General features: G+C 58.6%; 19 protein-coding genes. 13 read left to right on the forward strand and 6 right to left on the reverse strand.

Annotated elements, in window-relative coordinates; translation table 11 throughout:
• Positions 1 to 433: 433 nt before the first annotated feature.
• From NO934_RS18945 to NO934_RS18955, 3 genes are all read right to left on the reverse strand, one after another.
• Complete coding sequence (locus NO934_RS18945; RefSeq protein ID WP_309164270.1) at positions 434 to 2,668, reverse strand: M10 family metallopeptidase C-terminal domain-containing protein; 2,235 nt, start codon at positions 2,666 to 2,668, stop codon at positions 434 to 436.
• A 183-nt stretch (positions 2,669 to 2,851) separates the two neighbouring features.
• The gene (locus NO934_RS18950; RefSeq protein ID WP_309164271.1) at positions 2,852 to 4,177 is read right to left on the reverse strand and encodes an HlyD family type I secretion periplasmic adaptor subunit; all 1,326 of its coding nucleotides are present in this window, start codon (positions 4,175 to 4,177) and stop codon (positions 2,852 to 2,854) included.
• Complete coding sequence (locus NO934_RS18955) at positions 4,174 to 5,946, reverse strand: type I secretion system permease/ATPase (protein WP_309164272.1); 1,773 nt, start codon at positions 5,944 to 5,946, stop codon at positions 4,174 to 4,176. The genes NO934_RS18950 and NO934_RS18955 overlap by 4 nt, the downstream gene beginning before the upstream one ends.
• 233 nt (positions 5,947 to 6,179) lie before the next feature.
• Between NO934_RS18955 and NO934_RS18960 the strand changes: the two genes are divergently transcribed.
• A complete protein-coding gene (locus NO934_RS18960) occupies positions 6,180 to 6,872 on the forward strand; it encodes a response regulator transcription factor (RefSeq protein WP_309164274.1) in 693 nt (230 codons plus the stop codon).
• A gap of 319 nt (positions 6,873 to 7,191) precedes the next feature.
• On the opposite strand, the gene NO934_RS18965 is transcribed toward NO934_RS18960, so the two are convergent.
• A complete protein-coding gene (locus NO934_RS18965) occupies positions 7,192 to 8,589 on the reverse strand; it encodes a type II and III secretion system protein family protein (protein ID WP_309164275.1) in 1,398 nt (465 codons plus the stop codon).
• Between the two features lie 196 nt (positions 8,590 to 8,785).
• Here NO934_RS18965 and NO934_RS18970 point away from each other — a divergent pair, with 196 nt between their 5' ends.
• Positions 8,786 to 9,268 carry a tetratricopeptide repeat protein gene (locus tag NO934_RS18970; protein WP_309164276.1) on the forward strand — a complete coding sequence of 161 codons (483 nt, stop codon included), beginning with the start codon at positions 8,786 to 8,788 and terminating at the stop codon, positions 9,266 to 9,268.
• 5 nt (positions 9,269 to 9,273) lie between these two features.
• On the opposite strand, the gene NO934_RS18975 is transcribed toward NO934_RS18970, so the two are convergent.
• Positions 9,274 to 11,535, reverse strand: a complete 2,262-nt coding sequence (locus tag NO934_RS18975; RefSeq protein ID WP_309164277.1) for an ATP-binding protein — start codon at positions 11,533 to 11,535, stop codon at positions 9,274 to 9,276.
• Between the two features lie 172 nt (positions 11,536 to 11,707).
• Between NO934_RS18975 and NO934_RS18980 the strand changes: the two genes are divergently transcribed.
• From NO934_RS18980 to NO934_RS19005, 6 genes are all read left to right on the forward strand, one after another.
• Entirely contained in the window at positions 11,708 to 12,064 is a 357-nt protein-coding gene (locus NO934_RS18980; RefSeq protein WP_309164280.1) for a response regulator, read from the forward strand.
• A gap of 116 nt (positions 12,065 to 12,180) precedes the next feature.
• Positions 12,181 to 12,690, forward strand: coding sequence for a prepilin peptidase (locus NO934_RS18985; RefSeq protein WP_309164281.1), 510 nt, complete (start codon positions 12,181 to 12,183; stop codon positions 12,688 to 12,690).
• A gap of 11 nt (positions 12,691 to 12,701) precedes the next feature.
• Positions 12,702 to 13,523: a Flp pilus assembly protein CpaB gene (gene cpaB / locus NO934_RS18990; protein WP_309164282.1), complete on the forward strand. Its 822-nt coding sequence runs from the start codon at positions 12,702 to 12,704 to the stop codon at positions 13,521 to 13,523.
• A gap of 46 nt (positions 13,524 to 13,569) precedes the next feature.
• Positions 13,570 to 14,814, forward strand: coding sequence for an AAA family ATPase (locus NO934_RS18995; protein ID WP_309164284.1), 1,245 nt, complete (start codon positions 13,570 to 13,572; stop codon positions 14,812 to 14,814).
• A gap of 23 nt (positions 14,815 to 14,837) precedes the next feature.
• A complete protein-coding gene (locus NO934_RS19000) occupies positions 14,838 to 15,236 on the forward strand; it encodes a pilus assembly protein (RefSeq protein WP_309164285.1) in 399 nt (132 codons plus the stop codon).
• A gap of 14 nt (positions 15,237 to 15,250) precedes the next feature.
• A complete protein-coding gene (locus NO934_RS19005) occupies positions 15,251 to 15,622 on the forward strand; it encodes a pilus assembly protein (RefSeq protein WP_309164286.1) in 372 nt (123 codons plus the stop codon).
• Here the strand turns inward: NO934_RS19005 and NO934_RS19010 are convergent, their stop codons facing one another.
• Entirely contained in the window at positions 15,623 to 16,120 is a 498-nt protein-coding gene (locus NO934_RS19010) for a pilus assembly protein N-terminal domain-containing protein (RefSeq protein ID WP_309164287.1), read from the reverse strand. It abuts the gene before it with no gap.
• A gap of 257 nt (positions 16,121 to 16,377) precedes the next feature.
• Here NO934_RS19010 and NO934_RS19015 point away from each other — a divergent pair, with 257 nt between their 5' ends.
• From NO934_RS19015 to NO934_RS19035, 5 genes are all read left to right on the forward strand, one after another.
• Positions 16,378 to 16,566 carry a Flp family type IVb pilin gene (locus NO934_RS19015; protein WP_309164391.1) on the forward strand — a complete coding sequence of 63 codons (189 nt, stop codon included), beginning with the start codon at positions 16,378 to 16,380 and terminating at the stop codon, positions 16,564 to 16,566.
• A gap of 63 nt (positions 16,567 to 16,629) precedes the next feature.
• Entirely contained in the window at positions 16,630 to 18,042 is a 1,413-nt protein-coding gene (locus NO934_RS19020) for a CpaF family protein (RefSeq protein ID WP_309164288.1), read from the forward strand.
• A gap of 1 nt (position 18,043) precedes the next feature.
• The gene (locus NO934_RS19025; protein WP_309164290.1) at positions 18,044 to 19,051 is read left to right on the forward strand and encodes a type II secretion system F family protein; all 1,008 of its coding nucleotides are present in this window, start codon (positions 18,044 to 18,046) and stop codon (positions 19,049 to 19,051) included.
• A gap of 8 nt (positions 19,052 to 19,059) precedes the next feature.
• Positions 19,060 to 20,019, forward strand: a complete 960-nt coding sequence (locus NO934_RS19030) for a type II secretion system F family protein (RefSeq protein ID WP_309164291.1) — start codon at positions 19,060 to 19,062, stop codon at positions 20,017 to 20,019.
• The gene (locus NO934_RS19035) at positions 20,016 to 21,227 is read left to right on the forward strand and encodes a pilus assembly protein (protein WP_309164292.1); all 1,212 of its coding nucleotides are present in this window, start codon (positions 20,016 to 20,018) and stop codon (positions 21,225 to 21,227) included. The genes NO934_RS19030 and NO934_RS19035 overlap by 4 nt, the downstream gene beginning before the upstream one ends.
• The last annotated feature ends 270 nt before the right edge of the window (positions 21,228 to 21,497 follow it).

Raw genomic sequence — 21,497 nt, forward strand, 5'->3', positions numbered from 1 at the left:
GTTAACTCCGCCATACCGCCTTTGTTCGATGCGGTCGCAGTCGAGGGGTTCCGTCAGCGCGTCAGATATTTCGGACTCGGATGCAATTTCCTTTTTGCATCAACGCCGACCACTTCGGCAGTGTTCATGACTGAAACCTCTGATGGCGCCTGGCAACGCAAGCCAAACTTTGCAATTGTGAGTCCATGCCTTGTCAGTCTCTTGGCTCCGGAACGGGATCTGATCGACGCGGCTTCGATTCCTCGATTGGCCTGAACCTGACCGGCTGAGACATCCAGTCAAATGGGAGAAGCAAGTGCTCGACGCAAGGGGTAAACAGTGACTGGCCCTCTGTATTGACCACCTCGAAAATGATTCCAGGGCGTTCCATGCTTGCGCATTCGACCCAGCGCTCGAAATCAATCCATTCGCCCATTGTCGCCTCCTTTGGCTGTCATAGGTAGAAATCGCTCTCGATGAGCATCGAAACGTTCGCGATATTGATCTGGAAATCGGCGACGCCGTCACCGTTGATGTCACCTGATACAACGCCGCTACGGAAGTTCAGTTCGCCTGACCGGCCACTGAAGCCTCTGCTGCCGATAAAGGAGAACGCCTGGTCACCCTCAACCTTGGTGTTTGCGTCGATTCCACGCAGATCGATGTCGTCGGTGCCCGACACAAAATCGCGTATGGTATCGCGGGCTGAAGTTGAGGAATCTCCAACTGACTTGTAGACAAAGATGTCGAATCCGGAGCTGCCGGAGAGAACATCCGCGCCAGCGCCGCCACTCACCGTATCGTTACCACCGCGCCCGTAGATCACGTCGTTGCCGTTGCCGCCGGAGATCACATTGGCCAGGTTGTCACCACGCAGATTGTCGTTGTAGCGCGACCCGTAGAGACGTTCGATCGAGACATAGGTGTCCCCGGCCGCCTCTCCTTTGTTAAGGCTGGGCGAAAGCAGATCCGCGAGAACGCCAGCACCAGCGGCACCGTAGTTGGCGATGTCAGTCCCAGCCCCGCCGTCAAGCTTGTCGGCGCCGACCCCGCCCACGAGATTGTCGTTGCCATCTCCACCGACGAGCGTATCACTACCACCGCGCCCGTAGATCACGTCGTTGCCGTTGCCGCCGGAGATCACATTGGCCAGGTTGTCACCACGCAGATTGTCGTTGTAGCGCGACCCGTAGAGACGTTCGATCGAGACATAGGTGTCCCCGGCCGCCTCTCCTTTGTTAAGGCTGGGCGAAAGCAGATCCGCGAGAACGCCAGCACCGGCGGCACCGTAGTTGGCGATGTCAGCCCCAGCCCCGCCATCAAGCTTGTCGGCGCCGACCCCGCCCACGAGATTGTCGTTGCCATCTCCACCGACGAGCGTATCACTACCACCGCGCCCGTAGATCACGTCGTTGCCGTTGCCGCCGGAGATCACATTGGCCAGGTTGTCACCGCGCAGATTGTCGTTGTAGCGCGATCCGTAGAGACGTTCGATCGAGACATAGGTGTCCCCGGCCGCCTCTCCTTTGTTAAGGCTGGGCGAAAGCAGATCCGCGAGAACGCCAGCACCGGCGGCACCGTAGTTGGCGATGTCAGCCCCAGCCCCGCCATCAAGCTTGTCGGCGCCGACCCCGCCCACGAGATTGTCGTTGCCATCTCCACCGACAAGCGTATCGTTTCCGCCGTTCCCCCACAGGACATTGACCGCTGCGTTTCCGATAAGGGTGTCATGTCCCGAACCGCCTTTGGCGTTTTCGATCAGCGAGCGGACGTCGCCCCGATACTGCAGAGCATTAGCGATGTTGCCAACGGCGACCTTGGAGCCGTCGTAGTGCAGACGCGCCAATTGCGCCTGGGATGTCGTCGTCCATTCGCCCGGGCGCAGGTCTACTTCAAGGTCGGTGAAGTATTTGGAGAAGTCATAGGTATCGCTTCCTCCCCCATCCCACACCGTCAGAAAAATGCGGTTGCCACCTGGGGTGCCCTGGCCGAGGTCGTTGATGAACATCTCACCGGTGGTCGGGCTCCATGAATAGGTGGTATTGCCGGCATTGGTGGTGAAGTCGGCGCCATAAAGATGCTGCAGAGCGGCGATGTCATACATCATCAAGGACTGGGCATATCCCCACTTCTCATTGGTGTAGGCGCCCGCCGTCGACCCCGCAAAGGAGCGATAGCTCATCACGGTATATTCCATGGAATCGCGGCCGGCCGGCATGACGTTGCCTTCATGCGAGTGCTCGAGGCCGAGTGCATGGCCGATCTCGTGCAAGAACGTAGCGTTCGCGTAGTTGCCGATGACCGGGCTGTCGTAGTACCCCTTGGAGTTATTAAACCACACATCGCCGCCCTCGGCCCGGGTTGAGGGGAAGTACGCCCAGGCGGTGCTAGGTTTGTCGGACATGGCGATGCGCAGATCGGCTTGTAGGCTCGAGCTTGAGGAAATTTCGGTGAAGGTGACGTTTGCCACCGAGGCAAACACGGCAAAGGCGTCTCTAGCCGCCGACTGCTGGTCGCCGTTCAGCACCTCAAATCCTGATGTTGGCTCCCCATATCCGTAGCCGCTGCCGTATTGGACCGCGCTTGTGGGAAAGCTGTAGGTGAAGGTGCCAGTTGCCCACTTGACATCGCCGAGCAGGGCGTCGACGTAGGCATCGCCGGTGAGGTTGAGGCTCGCGGTTGCAGGCATGCTTGTGGGCTCCGGGTGTGGTGTCTGGCTGAACGGTTCGGGGCAGTTACCGGGAGGCGTTCGTGCGCCTATTCCTCCAAATCGCTGCCTCCATATGAGCGATTGTGTTAACGACATCCATTCAGCCTGGCGGACTAGTCCAAGCAGCCAACAGGTAGACACCCCCCTTCAAACCGCACGAGATCAGTTCTCTCGGAAAGCACGGCTAAAGGAATCCCGGATGGGTTTGATGAGGTATTCGAAGAATGTACGCTCGCCGGTCGCAATATAGGCTTCGGCAGGCATGCCTGGATAGATCTGCTCGTGTGCGACCTCGGTTGGGAGATCGCGCGTAAGCTCGAGACGCACTTCAAAGTAGGTCTCGCGGGTCCACTCGTCCACGCGTCTATCTGCTCCGACATAAATGACTGTGGCAGACACCTCCGGCGTTCGGCGCGCATCGAGAGCCGTTAGTCGCAGCCGGGCGTCCTGACCGATGGTGATCGAGTCGACATCGTGGGGCTGTACATGGGCTTCGATTACGAGCCCGCTGGTCGTCGGGAGAAGCTCGAAAACCGTGGTGCCCGGGCCAACGATGCCTCCCACCGAATTATGTGCGGCATCGATGATGATCCCATCGGCCGGAGCGCGCACGACCATCCGATCAACGACTGACCTTGCGGCAACGATCTGCTCGGCGATGTCGGCCAGATCGGCCCTTACGGTGTTCAATTCGGAAAGGGCGTCCTCGACGCGCGTGGTCTTGAGACGTTCGATCTGCTCCAGGGTCTCAACCATTTGAATCGAAGTGCTTGCAATCTGCGATTGGAGCGAAGCGATCTGACCTGTGAGTTCAGCTTGGCCGCGTAAAAGCACTGTATAATCAGAGCGATTCGTTAGCCCTTGCTCGAGCAACTCCTCCTTACGCGCGACCTCCTCTTCGACAACGCGCAGCTGCTCCTCGGCAGCGCCTTTCTGGCCCTCGAGGCCAGCGGTTGCAGCCTCAAGGGCAGCCGTCCGCTGATTGAGTATTTCGAGTTCGGTGTGGTAGCGCGAGAGGCGGGCATCAAACTCCTTTCGCTGCTCCTCGATGATTTCGACAGCTTCGCTATTGAGTGGGACTGAAGCAAGCTCGTTTGGCAGGGTCATCTCCTCAAGACCGTCGCGCTCGGATTCGAGCCTGGCGGCTCTGGCCCTGAGAGCGGTCGACTGGCGCAAGAGCCGGTTGAGCTGTGCCTCAACGATTGTTGGATCGAGTTCGAGCATTGGTTGTCCTGCCTCGATGCGATCTCCTTCTCGCACATAGATGTCCTTGACGATGCCGCCCTCGAGGTGCCGGATTGAAATATTCTCGCCGGCGGCGGCAACAATTCCGGGAGCAACGATCGCGCCAGCAAGCGGCGCGGCGGCGGCCCAATAGCCAAACGCCACAATGAAAACGACGAGCGTTAAATAACCGGCAACCGCTTGGGAACGCGTGCTCGTTGCAATCGTGCTGCTCCAAGTTTTGTTTGCGCTTGCCCCTGTCATCGCCTTGCCCCGCCAGAAGAGGGTGCGCGCTGCGGTTGACCCGCCGCTGATGCTGCCGTTTGATTGGTCGCCGGGGGGAGTTGATTTTTGGCAGCCAGACCCAGGCGTTGCAGGACCTTAGCGGAGGGCCCCATAAGCTCGATCAGGCCGTCGCGCAACAAGAGAATGTGGTCAAGCTGCTCGGCAATGCTGATCTTGTGGGTAACCACGACGAGGGTTACCTTGTGCTCCCGGACACCCGCGATCGCCCTGCTCAAGGCGGCTTCGCCCTCTGCATCGAGGTTTGCGTTGGGTTCGTCGAGCACCAGCAGCTTCGGTTCGCCGTAGAGAGCGCGGGCCAGGCCGATACGCTGGCGCTCGCCGCCTGAGAGCTGCATCCCGCCGGGTCCGATCTGGGTAGCGTAACCGTTTTCCAGGCGCAAGATCAAATCGTGGACATCGGCCCAACGCGCTGCCTTTATGACTTCATTGTCTTGCGGAGTCGGATGGAGGCGGGCGATGTTCTGGGCAACGGTACCAGGAAAGAGTTCCAGTTCCTGTGGAAGATAACCAAGATGATGCCCAAGAACGTCCGGTTGCCAGTTGCGAAGGTCAGCCCCATCCAAGCGCACGGCACCGGCCGTCGGCTGGAGCGCGCCGACTAGAAGCCGCGCGAGGGTGGTCTTGCCGGCGCCGCTCGGCCCGATAATCGCGAGGCTTTGGCCGGCCGCTAGCTGAAAGCCAACCCGCCGAATTATCGGAGGTGCTCCAGCAGCGGCGGCAGGAGGCTGGTAGACGAGGTCCTCTACAAAAAGGTTGCCGTTAGGTGTGGGCAGGGCAAATTGGCTCGAGGCGCCTCTTGCTGGCTCCACATCTTCGCGCAGTCGTTTCCAGGCCCCATAACTGTCGATGATCTGGCGCCACGCTCCGATGACCTGATCAATCGGTTGGAGTGCCCGGCCGGCAATAAGCGATGCCGCAAAGATCATGCCCGCCGTCATGTCTTCGTTGAGCACGAGGTAGGCCCCCGCTCCGAGGATTGCGATCTGCAAGATCATGCGCAACGTGCGCGATAGGCCGCTGTAGAAGGCATTGATGCGGGTGAGTTGATCAGATGCGTGAAGCGATTGGGCAAACTTGCAACCCCAGACTTCCGTCGCATTGGAAACCATTCCAAGGGGTTTGAGAGTGTCGGAGTTGCGTACCAGCGCTTGCGCAAGATTTGTCGCACCAAGGAGCGAGTTCGCCGCCGCCGTCACAGTGCGTGCGGTCGCCAGCTGGTTGGCGATTGCAATGGCAACGAGCACCGTGGCCCCAACGCTCGTCAGCAGACAGACAAGCGGGTGAACGAGATAGAGCAACACAAGAAAGAAGGGAGTGAAGGGCACATCAAAGAGGAAGAGCACCGAACGCGACCCCGCGAACGAACGTATGGTCGCTAGATCCCGCAAAGGCTGCACGTCTCCGAAGACTGCGCGGGGTGACTGGAGCGAGTTCAAGAATGCTCGTGTGCCGAGTTCGGCATCGAGCCGGGCGGCGATTCGGTTGACATACTGGCCCCGCACCACTTCGAGCACCCCCAGCACCACGAGGGCGAGTAGCGCTGCAATCGAAAGGTAGACCAGGGTTTCGATGCTCGAAGCGGCGAGGACGCGGTCGTAAACCTGGAGAAGATAGAGCGGTGAGGTGAGTAAAAGGACGTTGACCACTGAAGAGAAGAGCCCGACGTCGAAGATGGCTTTTTTCAAAAATCGGAGATCTTGCTGCTCTTGGGGTCGGACCAGACTCACCGCGGGCCTCGCAAATAGTAGGACGCACCGACATGTCGATGGGTGCATTGTCGGATTGAGCTATAACCGAGCCTCCTCCGCAAAAGTTCCCCTGAACCGGCGCGCGCCATTCGGGGGTCTGATTTCGGGTTGCTCGCAACCCCATCGCCGGTTAGTTGTGGGTCCCCGCAACTCCAACGGCCCGCCATCGTTCCACATCATCTTTATCAGCGAACCGTGTGGGAGGAACAGGAATGGCAAACGGTGACACGCGCCCTTTCCCAGGGTCGGCGCTTATCGCAGATGACGACGAATTTTTTCGCATAGCGTTGAATTCCATCCTCAAGAACAGACTTGGTGTGCGAGAAATTTGCGAATCCGGTTCGCTTGATGATGCACTGGAGAGTTTGGGAAATTCTGGACCGGTAGACCTCGCACTTTTCGATCTCGCCATGCCAGGTATGGAGAGTACGGCCAGCCTTGGGGCAGTAAGGATGCTCTTTCCCGAAACGCTGGTCATAGTCGTATCCGGTTCGAGGCGGCGAGAAGATATCCTGACCGCTCTGGAGGCTGGCGTTCATGGATACATTCCAAAGGGTTACCGAATAGAGGGACTGACGAGCGCCATTCAGCAGGTGATCGATGGAGGCATATACGTGCCGCCATTTCTGGCGGAGGCGCCGAGTGAGCCTAGCAAGTCGATCGCAAAGCAAGATCAGGAGGTATCGATTGAACCGCCGGGACTAACTGCCCGCCAGTGGGATGTGCTTAAGCTGTTAGTCGAGGGTCAGTCGAACAAGGAAATCGCGCGATCACTGAATCTGGGGGAAGGAACCGTAAAAATTCACATTGCTGCGGTATTTCGAAACCTTGGCGTGAAGAACCGTTCCGCAGCGGCCGTGGCGGGTGCGGCTCTACTCGCAGGCAAGAGAGCGTCCTTCCATTGATCTTTGCAGACGTGCACTTGCTAAGGCGTTCCGGTATCAGACGTGTCTGCCGCAGGTGAAGAAGTGTCTGCGGCAGGTGAAGTGGAGGAAACGGGGTTTGTGTTTTTGAGCGGAGGCAGACGACTGGAGTCGGTATGCCAACTGGTCTGCCAGGCATAGCTGGGCCACGGATCGACCGATTGAACCGCCCAGTTGTGGCGAACAGCCTCCCCCGCGCCGAACGTGACCGAATCGATATCGGCGCTCGAATAAGTGCAGGCAGCGAGGGCACAGAACAGCCCGCCAAGAGCTGACAAGCTCGCGATCGAGCGTATGATGTTCACGGCTCAAACTCGATGATATGCCCAAACGGGCCGATGACTCCGCGGCCTCGGGCGTAGCCCTCGATTTGGGTGGTGGTGGCCTCCTGGTTGCCCATCAGGAAGAACTCTACAGCGCTGGTGGCGGCGGTGCCATCTAAGGGTGTTCTGAGCGGAACGCCCGGCGTCGCCGGTTGGGCAAGACGGGCTGTTACGATGACCACCAGATCAGTTTCCTGCTTCTGGAAGGCCGAGGAGCGGAACAGGGCACCGATGACTGGCAAATCTCCCAGAAGCGGTATCTGGCTCTGGGTTCGGACGTGGCTGGTTTGCAACAGGCCCGCTACGGCAAAACTCTGTCCGTCGCGCAACTCAACGGTTGTTGTGACGCGTCTGGTCGTAAACGATGGAACCCCCGCGACCGTGTTGGAGAAGTCGATTTCGCTGACCTCCGGTTCGAGCCTTAAATTGATGAGGCCGTTGTCGAGGACGGTCGGGGTGAAGCTCAGCAAAACACCGTAAGGCTTGTGAACGAAGCTTCCATCCACATCGGGAACCGGCACTTCGCCGCCAGCCAGAAAGCTTGCCTGTTCGCCCGAAAGCGCAACCAGGTTGGGCTCGGCTAGGCGTCGGGCCATACCCTGCTGCTCGAGGGCTTGAATGAGGATATCCGCATCGATCCCGAAATCGAGCACCTGAGAAATCAACGATCCAAATGGATCGGCACCACTGGGAAGATCCGCTCCCAGGCTGACTCCACCAGCCGTTGCGGCTCCCGTGCTAAAGGCAATATTTTGACCGCTGCTGAACCAACTCACACCCAGTTCTTGGCCGGAGTTCCGTCGAGCTTCTACAAAGCGCACCTCCAACATGACCTGCTGTGGACTCGTTACGCGAATGGCGTTGATTACGGTGTCGGACCCATACTGCTCAGCAATCTGTACCGCCCGAGCGGCCCCGACCGCGTCTACGGTGGTGCCGGTTAGCTGCAGTCGCCCGTTTACCGAGCTAACCTTGATGTTGGAGTTGGGGATGGCCTCCCGCAAGGTCGCCTCGAGATTGGCGGTGTCGGCAGAAACTTCAACGCTCACAACTCCCTGGGGTAGCCCTGTAGCGCCGAAAACAGTGACGTTTGTCCGCCCCAGCGACATGCCCGTGAGGTGGAACGAAGTATCAGTAAGTGGAACCGCATCGGCTATCGCGGGATCACCCACTATAAGGCGCTCGATCGGCGCGGGCGCCGATACGGTCAAAGATGTCCCCAAGGCAATCGTAACATCTTCGGATAGGCCGTTCCTGAAAATGGTAAGCTGCTGGGCGGCAACGGTCACCGGTGTCAAAATGATCGCTATCACCAGGAGCAGGCGCACAAAGCCGGGCGCCTTGCATTCGAGGCTACCATTTTCATTCAAACTCATTAGCCTCATTAGCCGAACCCGAAAGTTGATTCAGTGCTTGATGATAGATACCCACCATCATGCTGCACAAGTGCTTAAGCGCTTCGGCTTGCTCTTTGGGTAGGCCGGGTCGACTTCCCGCTTTTGCTGAGGCATATTCGCAACGCTCTAATTCCGACGGAATTCACCTGTGTCTATACCGCGTAGAGTATCGCGAATGTGTTGCGCCCTCATTCCGGCGGCCGTTCTCAACGCAGGCTGTGCCACCGTTGGCGGTGGTCTGCTGGCAAGTTCGGCTGAGCTTCAGGTCGGCGAATTACCAAGTTCAGTAGAGGCATTTCCAGCCGATCAAGTTCTGCCGATTGCTAAACAACATTTCGCGCAAGGCAATTTCGGCCATGCGGCGCGATATTATGAACAAGCCGTTGAGATCGCGCCCGGCAATGGCGAAGCCTGGCTGGGCCTCGCAGCCTCGTATGATCGGCTGCGGCGGTTCGACCTGGCCGATCGCGCTTACCAGCAAAGCGCGAAGCTGGCCGGCGATCGCGCGGAATATTTCAACAATGTGGGCTATTCCTACTTGTTGCGGGGCGATACGCGCAGAGCTTGGCAAAACTTCATGCTGGCGTTGGAAAAAGATCCGGACAATCTCACAGTTATGAACAATCTCGAGTTGTTGAGAGTTTCTGGCGACGGCTAACTCAGTCAGCACGCCAGCCTATCCAAAGCCTTTTTTGCCGCCGCGGCCGCCGCCGCCGCGTAAGGAGCGATGTCACAGTTCGGCTCAAGACACGCTTCTTCGAGGTCCCTGCACGCATCTGCGAGTCGTACATAGCCCAAGCTACCCGCATGAGAGACCAAACCGTGGCACTGACGGGCCAATTCCGCCCGGTCAGATGGATTCTCGGCCAGTTGAGTGAGGAGCAGGCGGCTCTCCTCGCGCAATCTCTCGACCCATGATGCAAGCTGCTGATCAGTCAGCAGCGAGGCCAGCTCGTTGAATACCGTGCCGTCGAAATCAGGGAGGGCTACTCCACCTTCGGTCGGCGTGCTGACCTGACTCGATGTCTCCCCCACGAGCTCTTTAAGCTTGTTTAGCAATTCAGCCCGTTTGAAGGGCTTGCCGATATGGTCATTCATGCCCGCATCGCGGTACCGGTCGATCTGGTCGGGCAGTACATTGGCCGTCATCGCCACGATGGTGGTGCTTCTGTTCGGCCCGAGCTCACTTCGGATCATGGCCGCGGCGGTCAGACCGTCGAGCGGTGACATCTGAACGTCCATGAGGATGACGTCGTATTTGCGCCTTCGTGCAAACGAAACGGCTTCATCACCGCTATGTGCGGCGTCAACTGAGTGTCCGGCGGATTCGAGTGCTGCGCGAGCGATCTCGATGTTCATACTCACATCGTCCGCAACCAGTATCTTCAGTTGTCCGGCTCCAAGCGTGGAGTCGGGAACGACTTTGGTTGGGATCATAGAAGCGGCCGGCAAGGGGATGCGGGCCCAGAACGCGGCGCCCTGCGCAGGCTCGCTACGGAACCCGATCGTTCCTCCCATCTCCTCCACAAGACGCCTGGAAATCGACAGACCCAAACCGGTGCCGCCATGAACATGATTTGAACCGAGCTGGGCGAACCGCTCAAACAGCTGATGCTGCTCCTCCGGCGGAATGCCGATGCCGGTGTCGGTGACGCTGAACTCGAGCACGTCCGGCTCTGATGGCTCAGGCCGTCTGACGCAAAGGGTGACCGACCCCTCGGCCGTGAATTTTACCGCGTTGTTGAGAAAGTTCAGCAGCACCTGTCGAATCCGGCCCTCGTCGCCTAAGACCTGAAGTGGCAGGTCCTGTTCTATCTGAACTTTCAGATGCAGCCCTTTTCTGTCTGCGAAATGCTTTACTATCGCGACGGCTCTATCGACGAGCTCACGCAGCACCAAGGGCTGGTGATATACTCTGAGCTTACCCGCTTCGATGACGGAGAGGTCGAGCACGTCATTGACGATGTCGAGAATGGCCCTGGCACTTGCGTCGATCTGTTCGGCGTGACGCCGTGGATCCACACCGAAAGGCTTTTCAAGCAGGAGCTCGGTATGGCCGATGATGCTATGAAGAGGCGTCCGAATTTCGTGGCTCATGGATGCCAGGAAGTCTGACTTCGCCGCGCTTGCCAAATCCGCCCGCCGCCTGGCTTCCTCGGCTTCAGTGCGCGCCTGCTCCAATCGCATCTGCCGGTCCTGAATCGATGAGGCGAGGTCATCCACGGCAGTTGCAAGCTGGGCTACCTCTCCAACTCCCATAGTGGTTGAGCGGGCGGAGAGATTCCCCAGACGGAGTGCTTGGGTGGTTTTGGCCAGTGAGGTGAGCGGAGCAAAAATCAGGACCTCGCTTCCGAAAAGCCCGATTAGCACAGATGTCAGATAGATCACGATCAGCATAGATGCCTGATGGCGGATTTCCTCTTCGACTGTATGAAATATAGGGTCGGCAGGAAGCCCCACGAATACGAGCGCGCCATCCGGAGCCTCGGTTCTGGCGAAAAGGAACTCCTCCCCGCCAATTTCGTGGAAAAACGGCTCGTCCGAGGCGGTACCACTCTCGAGTATCGAGATTTCGCTGCTGGAAAAGCTTGGTTGAAGGGGGGATTGCTGAACCTCGACAAGACGGCCCTCGGCGTTGATCACGAATGCCACGAACTGGGAGTGCTGCAACAGTTCGGTTCTCAAGGGTTCAGAGAGCGGAGCCCCGAACGGTTCAGATGATGCGAAAGCTGCCGTTAGGATTTCAAGGTGTTCATAGGCTTCGAAGAGCGCTTGTTCGCGCTGCAGGTTTGAAAAATAGATCAGCGCGAGCAAGAGCGGAACTGCGGCCGCTAAGCCGACACAGACGAAGGCTGTTCTCAGGCCGCCGAAAACGATTCCTCGAATAAACTCGATGATTGCGAGGATGTGGTTACCAAAGGCCATCACAACTCAACATAATGGTACAGCCACCAATCGGCGGCTTAGGGCGATGTGCCTATCCGTATTAGGGCGTTCCCCCTAATAGGCAGGTTGTTCGAAGCGTGGCACACTTCGCACTTCACAAACGCGACGTGCGTGGCCGACCGCCACCGCGGCGTCAATTGGAATGCGCGCGATGCCTACCATTCTCCTCGTGGAAGACGACAAACTGCTCCGTGAACTCGTTTCGGCATACCTTCGATCGAGGGAATGCTTCGTCTGCGAGGTCGGTTCCGCCGAAGAGGCATTGGCAGCGCAGCGTTCAGGGCGGCGGTTCAACTTCCTGGTAACAGACATCGACATGCCCGGTTGCCTCGACGGCTGGGACCTTGCCGAACGGATTACCGCCACTGACGGTGGCGTAAAGGTGGTCTATACGACGAGCGGGCGAGGCAATCCTCCGCGCCAAATACCCGGAAGTGTCCTGCTGCGCAAGCCATATCAGCCGCAGCAATTGATGGTTGCGGTCGTCTCCATGAGCGAGTCGCTCTAGGCCCTGTACTTTGACGCAGCCTAGTCCATCAGGACGAATGGCACTCTCTCCCAATCAGCCCGATATAGTCGCTTGCGCGTGGACTTGCCACCGGGCGCAAAATGCGGAGATACCAATTGTACGCAACCACTACGGAAAATCTAGCCACGATACTTCTGTGCGGGCTCGTCGTTTCGGCCGGCTTTCGTGACCTCGTATCGATGATTATACCGAACGTGCTGGTGGTCGCAGTCGCCGGGCTCTTTGGGCTCGCCGTGTTGACCGGGCTGCCGTTTCCGGCCGGCGTGGGCGCACATGTCACAATGGGATTGGTGGTTCTCGCAGCAGGATTTGGGCTCTTCGCCGCAGGTTGGATCGGGGGAGGGGACGCCAAGCTAGCGGCGGCAACTGCGCTTTGGCTCGGGCCGTCAATGACCGTGACCTATGTATTTTATACGGCCTTGTTCGGAGCGGTTCTAGCGGCTGGCTTGATCGTTTTCCGGCGATTGTCCCTTCCTCCGCAGTTACAGACCGTTGGGTGGATCGATCGGCTCCATACGCAAGCGGCCGAGGTTCCCTATGGCGTAGCCATGGCCGCTGCTACATGTTTCGTTCTGGCCGGGTCGTCCCCCAGCCCCACACTCTAGAGCCTGAGAACATGTTTCGCATCGCAATCTTTTTAGCATCCCTTTTGTGCGGCAGCCTTGCTGCCTGGATGACGTTCGCGTGGCAACCGGCCGCCTCTGTCGATCAAGCCGCCGGGCCGGTTCGTGCTAGCACGCCGGCAATCGAAGTCCTGGTTGCTGCTGCGGGCCTGCCACAGGGCCATTCGCTTCAAACGGTGGACATGCGCTGGCAATCCTGGCCCGAAGAGGGGCTGACAGAGGAGATGATCGTAAGAGACTCGCAGCCCGATGCTATGGCTAGATTGGAAGGCAGCGTGGTGCGCGGCGGGTTTGTCGCAGGCGAGCCCATGCGGGACGAAAAACTGGTCGAGGGCGGGGCCGGCTTCATGGCTGCGATTCTGCCTTCAGGCAAGCGTGCAGTCGCGGTGAGAGTTTCGGCCGAGAACGCCGCTGGCGGCTTTATCCTGCCAGATGACAAGGTCGATGTGATCCACACCACCCAAATCGCGGCAAACGAGAGTGGCGCGACCCGACCGTTAAGCCGTACGATTCTGAGCAATATCCGTGTGCTGGCCATCGACCAGAACGCCAATGGCGACGGATCTGAGGCCGTGGCGCTCGGCAAGACGGCTACCCTTGAGCTGTCTCCGCATCAGGTTGAAGTCGTGATGGCAGCGGAATCGGCGGGATCGCTCTCGCTTGCCCTGCGCTCGGCCGAGGATATGGACGAAGTCGATCTGGCCGCAAGTGTAACGTCAGCGGATGCCAAAGAGCCTCCTCAGGAGCGGGTCGTCATGCTTGTCCAGTCCGGCGTCGCCCAACAGGTTACAACGCGACCGTCCACACGAAACTAAACGTTTCAAGCGCGCTTGTATGTTGGAAGGCGCAAATGGGTGCAGTATGGAAAGCTCTCAAGCGGCAGCGATATCGGACGTGGCTGCAATTGCTCCCCGTATCGCTATATCTGCGTTTTTTGTAACCGAGGACGTTGGCCGGATGCTTGGCGAGGCGCAGCGCGACCGTCGAATGGCGCGGGCTCGTCTTGACGTATTCAGTGGAGGAATCGATGCAGCGATCGAGCGATTCAGTTTAGCCGGCTCGTCCAACCTGGTCGTAGTCGAGTGGCAGGGCAGCGATGCCGAACTTTTTGCCCGACTTGAACGGCTTGCCAAGGAATGCCCACACAGTACACGGGTTCTGGTGATCGGTCATCGCAACGACGTCGGCCTCTATAGAGCGCTGCTGGCGCGCGGTGTGAGCGACTACGCAGTTGCTCCCGTTGGCGTGGTTGAATTTTTTGCAATCGTAGCTCGCATTTATTCCGACATGGGCGACACCGCGATCGGCAGTACGGTGGCCCTCATCGGCGCGAGCGGAGGTGTAGGCTCCTCCACGGTTGCCCACAACGTTGCCTGGGCCATGGCGGCTGAGCTCGATACCGATGTTCTGCTTGTCGATGCCGATGTTGCGTTCGGAACGACGGGCCTGAACTTCAACCTAGAAGCGAAACATCACGGCGTGCTCGATGCCTTGCAGCAGACGGGACGAATGGACGAGGAAATGCTCGAACGTTTGGTTGCAAAGCCTCATGCGCGGCTGAGCGTGCTGTCTGCGCCAGCGACGCTCGAGGCTGGCTACGAGCTGGACTGGAGCCATTTCGAACGGGCGATGGACGTCGCCCGCGCGCGCGCCGGCTATACACTGTTCGACCTTCCCCACAGCTGGAACAATGGGGTGCGCGACCTGCTCAAGGTCGTCGACCAAATCGTGGTGGTCGCACGGCCGGAACTTGCCGCACTGAGAAACTGCAAGAACTTGCTTGCCTATATTGCATCCATACGCCCCAACGACCCCTCACCGAAGCTGATCTTGAATCAGGTGGGCGTTCCCCGTCGCGCGGAGATAAAACCGACTGAATTCGCCAGGGCGGCGGGGAGGGATCTAGATGTCGTTCTTGCATTTGAGCCGGCGCTATTTGGCACAGCAGCCAATAATGGCCAACTCATCGGACAGTTTGCCAGGAACAGCAGAGCAAGCCACACTTTCATTCAAACCGCGTCCATGCTTGTGAATGGGTCGAAACCCGCAAACAGGGCACAGCGGAAGTCCAGGTTGGGCAGGCGCATATTGGGGCTCAAGCCGTGATCGCCTGCTTTGTCAAAAGGTGCATGAAGATCGAGTTGATGGCAAAAGTTCGCGTGCTCGCCCGTGGCGAGGGCGGAGCGTCGGCCGTGGAGTTCGCCCTGGTGAGTCCCATTCTCGTGCTCTGCGTCTTAAGCATGGTCGATCTGGGATTGGCACTGGGCGAGCAAATGGCGATGGACCAGTTGCTGCGCTCGGCCGCGATGACGGCGATGGAAGGCGGAAGCCAGACAGCGATTGAAGCGACTCTCACGGCCCTGTCCGAGGGCCAAGACTTCGTGCCGACTGTGGCTCCTGCCTGCTCGGCACCGTGCTCGGGTTCAGGTGCGTCGAACGGCTTTTTGCTCAGCGCGGAAAAGAAGTTCGACGGTTTTCTTATTGATATTCCGGAACTGAAGTCTTCGCTTCTGGTGCAAATACAATGATCCCGAAACTCAGCATGTTGGTCCGGTTCGCGCGTGGCCAGCGCGGCGCAGCCGCCGTGGAGTTCGCAATGATCTGCCTGCCGCTTATTGTGCTGCTGGTCGGCACGATCGAGTTTGGGCGCGTGCTCCACCTGCGCAACAACCTCGCCTATGCGGCCGATGTCGGGGTGCGCGCCATGATCATCGGCAAGCCGGACGAAGAAGTTGCGGCGCTGGTCAACGCAGCCTTCTCGGGGGCAGGCGAACTCACTCCGCAGTTCGGGAATACTGCCGTGGGTACCGCCCACTTTCGGACGCTGACCGTCACCTATTCGGTTTCGCTGCTGATTCCCGGCCTGTCGCCGGATGGGTTCACCCTGGAGATCGAACGGGGTTTGCCTGGTTAGCTATTGACCCTCCCCGGCCTGCTCCTGCCGGGCCTGTATTTGGCTCACCGAACTGTCGAAAAAACCTGCTTCGTCTCCTATGGAGATAACGGGTGTGCACCGGTCTGCGCAGGCATAGGTGTAACGCGCTGAACCGCGATAAACGGTGGTAAGCAGATCGCCACGCTCGACAACCCTGACCATCGTGTTGCTGAGCTCGTCACCATCCCCGTCCAGAATGATGAGGTTGGTTGTGCCAGGCGCCTGAGCGGTTAGGATCACCGTTTGATCATCGCTCAGGGTCGCCTCGACGATTCCTGAATTTCCGACGGCAATGGTCGCTACCGGCTCATCCAGAAGCAGGATATGGGCGAAGTTCAGATAAACGTTCAGGACGTGCCCAACCGCCGGCCCGGTCACCTTCGCTTCCATTGGAAGCTCCGCTGGGCCGTCGCCCTGCGCCACACCTCCCGAAAAGCACAGTCCCACGGCCAAAACAGCAGCCAATCTCATTTTCATGAGATCCTCCAACCAAGTATCCCTTGGATAATGAGCCGGGCGGCGAAGGGTTGCACCTGTACCCAGCGATGCAGGACCGATGGCCTAGACCATCGGGAACGGCATTGGTGAAAAGCACTAACCCATCAAGCTGAATAGTCGGTTTGCGGCCCGTGGTTCATATTACGAGCATCGCAGCGGAGGGTCGGCGAATAACCTGCCACGGCTGTGTTGACGCCTGAGAGCGTCTGCCATCATTCCAGGATAATCAAGGATAGATCATGAACATCTTCGCCCGCTTCCTAAAGAACGAGTCCGGTGCAACTGCCATCGAATACGGTCTTATCGCCGGCCTTATTGCAGTCGTTATCATCGGTGCGGTCCAGCTCGTCGGAACCGACCTACAGACGACCTTCAATACGATTCAGACCACGCTCAACCCTGCTGCGACCACCACTGCAAGCTAAGTGCAAGGGGCGGAGTCCACTCCGCCCTCCTTCTATGGGTAAGCAATTTCGGGGTGAAGTGCCGTGTTTGGCAAGAAAGAAGTGGACAGCGAAGGCTTTGCTGTCGATGTCCAGGCGATCCCTGAACCTTTAACATCATCCTCCACTGAAACGGTGCCGAATGCCGATGAAAGTCGATCGGCCAAGCACGGCAGTGCGCATTTCTCCATCAAAGCACAGCTTTTCAGCGCGCTTGTCGATACCATCGACGTTGCGAGCCTCTCCAAGATCGCGCCGGAAAAGGCCCGAAAAGAAATCGGCGCCGTGCTCAGCGAGATCGCCGAAGCACGCAAGCTCCAGCTGTCCATCGGCGAACTCGAACGCCTTCATAACGAGATCTGCGATGACATCCTCGGCTACGGGCCACTCGAGCCGCTGCTGGCGCGCGATGACATCGCCGACATCATGGTCAACGGCAAGAACCGGATCTTCATCGAGGTCGGGGGACAGATCGAAGAAACCGACATCTCTTTTCGTGACAACACCCAACTGCTCAATATCTGCCAGCGCATCGTCAGTCAGGTTGGTCGGCGGGTTGATGAGTCCAGCCCCATATGCGATGCGCGTCTTCCCGATGGGTCTCGCGTAAACGTTATTGCGCCGCCGCTCGCCATCGACGGGCCGAGCCTCACAATCCGCAAATTCAAGAAGGACAAGCTCACCCTCGATCAGTTGGTCAGGTATGGCTCGATTTCGCCCGAGGGCGCCGAGATTCTCAAGATCATCGGGCGGGTACGCTGCAATGTCATTATTTCCGGTGGCACGGGTTCGGGCAAGACGACCCTTCTCAATTCTCTGACAAAATATATCGATGGTCGTGAGCGGATCATCACGTGCGAAGATTCGGCCGAACTTCAGTTGCAGCAGCGCCACGTGGTACGGCTCGAGACACGCCCTCCCAATCTTGAGGGTCAGGGTGAGATCACCATGCGCGATCTCGTCAGGAACTGCCTGCGCATGCGCCCAGAGCGGATCATCGTGGGCGAGGTACGTGGACCGGAGGTTTTCGATCTCCTTCAGGCCATGAACACTGGCCATGACGGCTCGATGGGAACGATACACGCCAACTCCCCCCGCGAGTGCCTCAAGCGCATGGAGGCGATGATCGCCATGGGTGGTTTTACGCTTCCACCGCGTACTGTGCGCGAGATGATCGTCGGGTCGGTGGATGTGATCATCCAGGCTTCGCGCCTGCGCGACGGTTCACGCCGCATCACTCACATTACCGAAGTGCTGGGTATGGAGGGCGACGTCATCACCACCCAGGATCTGTTGGTTTACGACATGACGGGTGAAGACGTGAACGGAGATATCATCGGGCGTCACCGCTCGACCGGAATTGGACGACCGCATTTTTGGGATCGCGCAGTCTATTTTGGGGAAGAGAAGCGGCTTGCGGCTGCGCTCGACACAGCCGAGGATTCGGCCGCGGCATAATATGGTACTCTCTCCGCTCGTTCTCTCAGCAGTCGTCTTCGTATTCACCGGGATCAGCGTCGCCGGGTTGATGGCAGCCGCATTTTATCCTCGCATGGGTCGGCGGGCCGATTTCGACCGTCGGCTAAATGCCATTGCAGGATTGGGCCGGGCAGAGCCGGCTGCGGGGGCCAAACCATCCGATGGGCTTCGCCGTCAGCAATCAGTCGAAAAGACCTTGCGCCAGATGGAAGAAAAGCAGCGCTCCAAGCGTAGGAAGAGTTCGCGACCGACGCTGACGCTGAGATTACAGCAGGCTCGGTTGAAATGGTCTCGCCCGAGTTATGCAGCCGTTTCATTCATTTTTGGTTTAATCACCTTCGCGGTGGCAGTCGCGCTCGGCGTTGGGCTCGTGCCCTCGCTCGGATTTTCCGTGGCTGGGGGGCTTCTTGTTCCGCATCTCTACGTCGAGCGGGTACGCAAGCGGCGCTTCCAGCGGTTCTCGAGCGAGTTCGCGGGCGCGATGGACATCATTGTCCGAGGCGTCAAATCGGGTCTGCCCCTGGTCGACTGCGTCAAGATCGTCGCGACTGAGGCGCCGGAGCCGGTGCGGTCCGAGTTCAAGACGCTCGTGGATGACCAGGTGCTCGGCATTCCTGTGAGCGAAGCGACGCAACGCTTGGCTGAGCGCATGCCGCTCACTGAAACCAACTTCTTCGCCATTGTCATTGCCATCCAGTCCAGAACGGGCGGGAGTCTTTCGGAGGTGCTGGCCAACCTGTCCGCCGTTCTGCGCGACCGGAAAAAAATGCAGGCAAAGATCAAGGCCATGAGCTCGGAGGCCACTGCATCGGGCACCATCATCGCCGGACTACCGGTTGTGGTCGCCTCAATGCTGTTTTTCACGAGCCCCGACTATATCGGGCTGCTGTTCTCGACCGTGACAGGGCAGATCGTGCTCGCAGGATGCGCATTCTGGATGCTGATCGGCGTGTTGGTGATGCGCAAGATGATAAACTTCAACTTCTGAGCCATTCGATGATGATCCTACCCCCGATGGAAACCGCAATCGCCGCCATGGCGGGATTGTCGGGTTTTCTGGCGCTGATGGTTGTGTTCTGGCCCCATTTCGCGCGTGACGACCTCGAGACACGCATACGCAAGTTGGGTCAGGAGAAAGAGGAAATCCGCGTGCGCGAACGCGCCCGTCTCAACTCGCCCAAGGAGATTTCGCTCAGGTCCGAACCCCGGCGGATCTATAGGCTCATTGTCGACAGGTTCAATCTCACCAGGCAGACCGAAGACGGAGCGGTCGTCCGCCAACTGCGCATGGCCGGCTATCGCGGGCAGGGGCCTTTGCTCACCTTTCTCGCGTCTCGCCTCCTCGCCGCCATTGGCTTGTTCGTTCTCTCGACGCTATATGTCTTTTTCGTTCTGAAACTCGACCTGCCTCTCCTGACCAAGTCCATGATACCGGTTGTAGTCGGCGGGCTCGGGTACTTCGCGCCATCCATTTTTCTTAAAAACCGCATCACCAAGCGCCAAGTCTCGATCCGGCGCGCCTGGCCGGACGCGCTCGATCTCTTGCTCATCTGTGTGGAGGCCGGGATGAGCGTCGAGGGAGCGTTCCGCAAGGTTTCCGAGGAGATAGGTGTTCAATCGCGCGCCCTGGCTGAGGAACTAACATTGACCACCGCCGAACTGTCGTATTTGCAAGATCGGCGCATGGCTTACGAAAATCTTGCCCAGCGCACCGGCCTTGACGGCGTCCGGGCTACGGTTACGGCACTCATTCAGTCGGAAAAATATGGCACGTCCATCGGTCAGTCCCTGCGCGTTCTGGCTATCGAAAACCGGGACACGCGCATGAGTGAAGCCGAAAAAAAGGCCGCCGCGCTCCCCCCCAAGCTAACGGTGCCGATGATCCTGTTTTTCCTGCCGGTGCTGTTTGCAGTGATCATCACGCCTGCGGCTATCCAGTTGATGGACCTGCCATGACACGTCGCCATACTTCCAATCGCCTTCGGTCCAGAATTCTGGCGCTGCCCAGCCGCTTTGGCCGGGATCAGTCCGGTGCGGCGGCCATTCTCATGGCGATTTTGTTTCCGGTCATTGTGATGGCATTGGGGCTGGGTGCGGAAACGGGGTATTGGTATCTGATGCAGCGCCAACTCCAGAATGCTGCCGACGTATCGGCCTATGCCGGCGCCGTACGGAACCGGGCTGGCGACAGCTATGCGGAAATAGAAGCGACGACCATTAACATCGCACATGAGAACGGATTACCCGCAGATGCGCCACGGCCGCTCGTCACGACACCATTCGAGGGTGACCCTGGAAAGGTCGAGGTCATTCTCGAGCGATCCGTGCCCAGGCTCTTCGCGCCGATCGTGCCCGGCTCGCTGACAGCTAGGGCGGTAAGCAAGGTCAGCGCGCCGTTGCCTGAACCGTGCGTGCTTGCTCTCTCGCCTGATGCGGGCGGTGCTGTCACCATCGGCGGATCAGCCGATCTTAATCTCAACGGCTGCGATCTGTCGTCCAATTCCAGCGCGACCAACGCGATCGATCTCTATGGATCGGTAGCCGTGAACGCTGGATGTGCGAGTGCGGTCGGCGGGGTGCAGGGCACTCACCTGCTGACCGAGTCCAAAGATTGCTCCACGTCGCGGACTCTGGCTTCGGCGGTGCCAGACCCTTATGCCCATCTGTCGCCACCCAACCAGAGCTTATGCGGCTCGGTTTGGGAAGGGCAGACGGTGAGGTGCCATGATGGACTCTCGCTAACCCAGGATCTGCTGTTTGACAACAGTCTCTACATTATCACGGGGGGGCAACTCTCTGCCAAGTCGCCGGCACTTGCGGCCAGCAATGTCACCTTTATTCTTTCAGGCTCGGCGCGGTTGAGCCTGGAAGGAAATTCCGAACTCACCCTTTCTGCGCCCACCTCGGGACCCTATAAGGGTGTGCTGTTTTATGGTGACCAAAGGGCAGGCGTAACGAACACGATAAGAGGAACTCTTAACTCCACTTTTGATGGAGCTAGCTACTTTCCCGGATCTAATGTCGAGTACTCCGGGAACTCGGCAACTGGTTGCACCCGAATCATAGCACAGAAAATCACTTTCACCGGGCATTCTGCGGTGTCATGCCAAGTCGACGATGGAACGGCGGAAATCACCGAGCGAGATATCAAACTGGTCGAGTAGCGCGATGTGATCGTGGTGGGTCGAGATCGGTATACCCGCGTCTTCTCCCCTCTATGAACAACGTGGTAAACTTCGCCTCTAGTCCTTGGAACGTGTCACTGGCGCACCTCAACCCGCCGCCACGACCCACAAAGAGGCCGCCCAATCCGAGGAACTAGTCGAACGAGTCACACAAGCGTAAAGTTTCTGCAACAACTTTACATCACCGACCAATCCATCAATTGACCGTTGACAGCTCGTGACGATTGGACCCGGGTCGATGATCGCCTG

The organism is Pelagibacterium sp. H642 (genome assembly GCF_031202855.1).
Taxonomy (GTDB): domain Bacteria; phylum Pseudomonadota; class Alphaproteobacteria; order Rhizobiales; family Devosiaceae; genus Pelagibacterium.

Excerpts from the sequence above, each read along its gene's own strand:
- NO934_RS18970 (WP_309164276.1), top strand. The coding sequence starts at position 8,786 with ATGTGTTGCGCCCTCATTCCGGCGGCCGTTCTCAACGCAGGCTGTGCC.
- NO934_RS18945 (WP_309164270.1), bottom strand. The coding sequence starts at position 2,668 with ATGCCTGCAACCGCGAGCCTCAACCTCACCGGCGATGCCTACGTCGAC.
- NO934_RS18965 (WP_309164275.1), bottom strand. The coding sequence starts at position 8,589 with ATGAGTTTGAATGAAAATGGTAGCCTCGAATGCAAGGCGCCCGGCTTT.
- NO934_RS19035 (WP_309164292.1), top strand. The coding sequence starts at position 20,016 with ATGACACGTCGCCATACTTCCAATCGCCTTCGGTCCAGAATTCTGGCG.
- NO934_RS19005 (WP_309164286.1), top strand. The coding sequence starts at position 15,251 with ATGTTGGTCCGGTTCGCGCGTGGCCAGCGCGGCGCAGCCGCCGTGGAG.
- NO934_RS18980 (WP_309164280.1), top strand. The coding sequence starts at position 11,708 with ATGCCTACCATTCTCCTCGTGGAAGACGACAAACTGCTCCGTGAACTC.
- NO934_RS19025 (WP_309164290.1), top strand. The coding sequence starts at position 18,044 with ATGGTACTCTCTCCGCTCGTTCTCTCAGCAGTCGTCTTCGTATTCACC.
- NO934_RS18960 (WP_309164274.1), top strand. The coding sequence starts at position 6,180 with ATGGCAAACGGTGACACGCGCCCTTTCCCAGGGTCGGCGCTTATCGCA.
- NO934_RS18950 (WP_309164271.1), bottom strand. The coding sequence starts at position 4,177 with ATGACAGGGGCAAGCGCAAACAAAACTTGGAGCAGCACGATTGCAACG.
- NO934_RS19030 (WP_309164291.1), top strand. The coding sequence starts at position 19,060 with ATGATGATCCTACCCCCGATGGAAACCGCAATCGCCGCCATGGCGGGA.
- NO934_RS19010 (WP_309164287.1), bottom strand. The coding sequence starts at position 16,120 with ATGAAAATGAGATTGGCTGCTGTTTTGGCCGTGGGACTGTGCTTTTCG.
- NO934_RS18975 (WP_309164277.1), bottom strand. The coding sequence starts at position 11,535 with ATGGCCTTTGGTAACCACATCCTCGCAATCATCGAGTTTATTCGAGGA.
- NO934_RS18995 (WP_309164284.1), top strand. The coding sequence starts at position 13,570 with ATGGAAAGCTCTCAAGCGGCAGCGATATCGGACGTGGCTGCAATTGCT.
- NO934_RS19000 (WP_309164285.1), top strand. The coding sequence starts at position 14,838 with ATGAAGATCGAGTTGATGGCAAAAGTTCGCGTGCTCGCCCGTGGCGAG.
- cpaB (WP_309164282.1), top strand. The coding sequence starts at position 12,702 with ATGTTTCGCATCGCAATCTTTTTAGCATCCCTTTTGTGCGGCAGCCTT.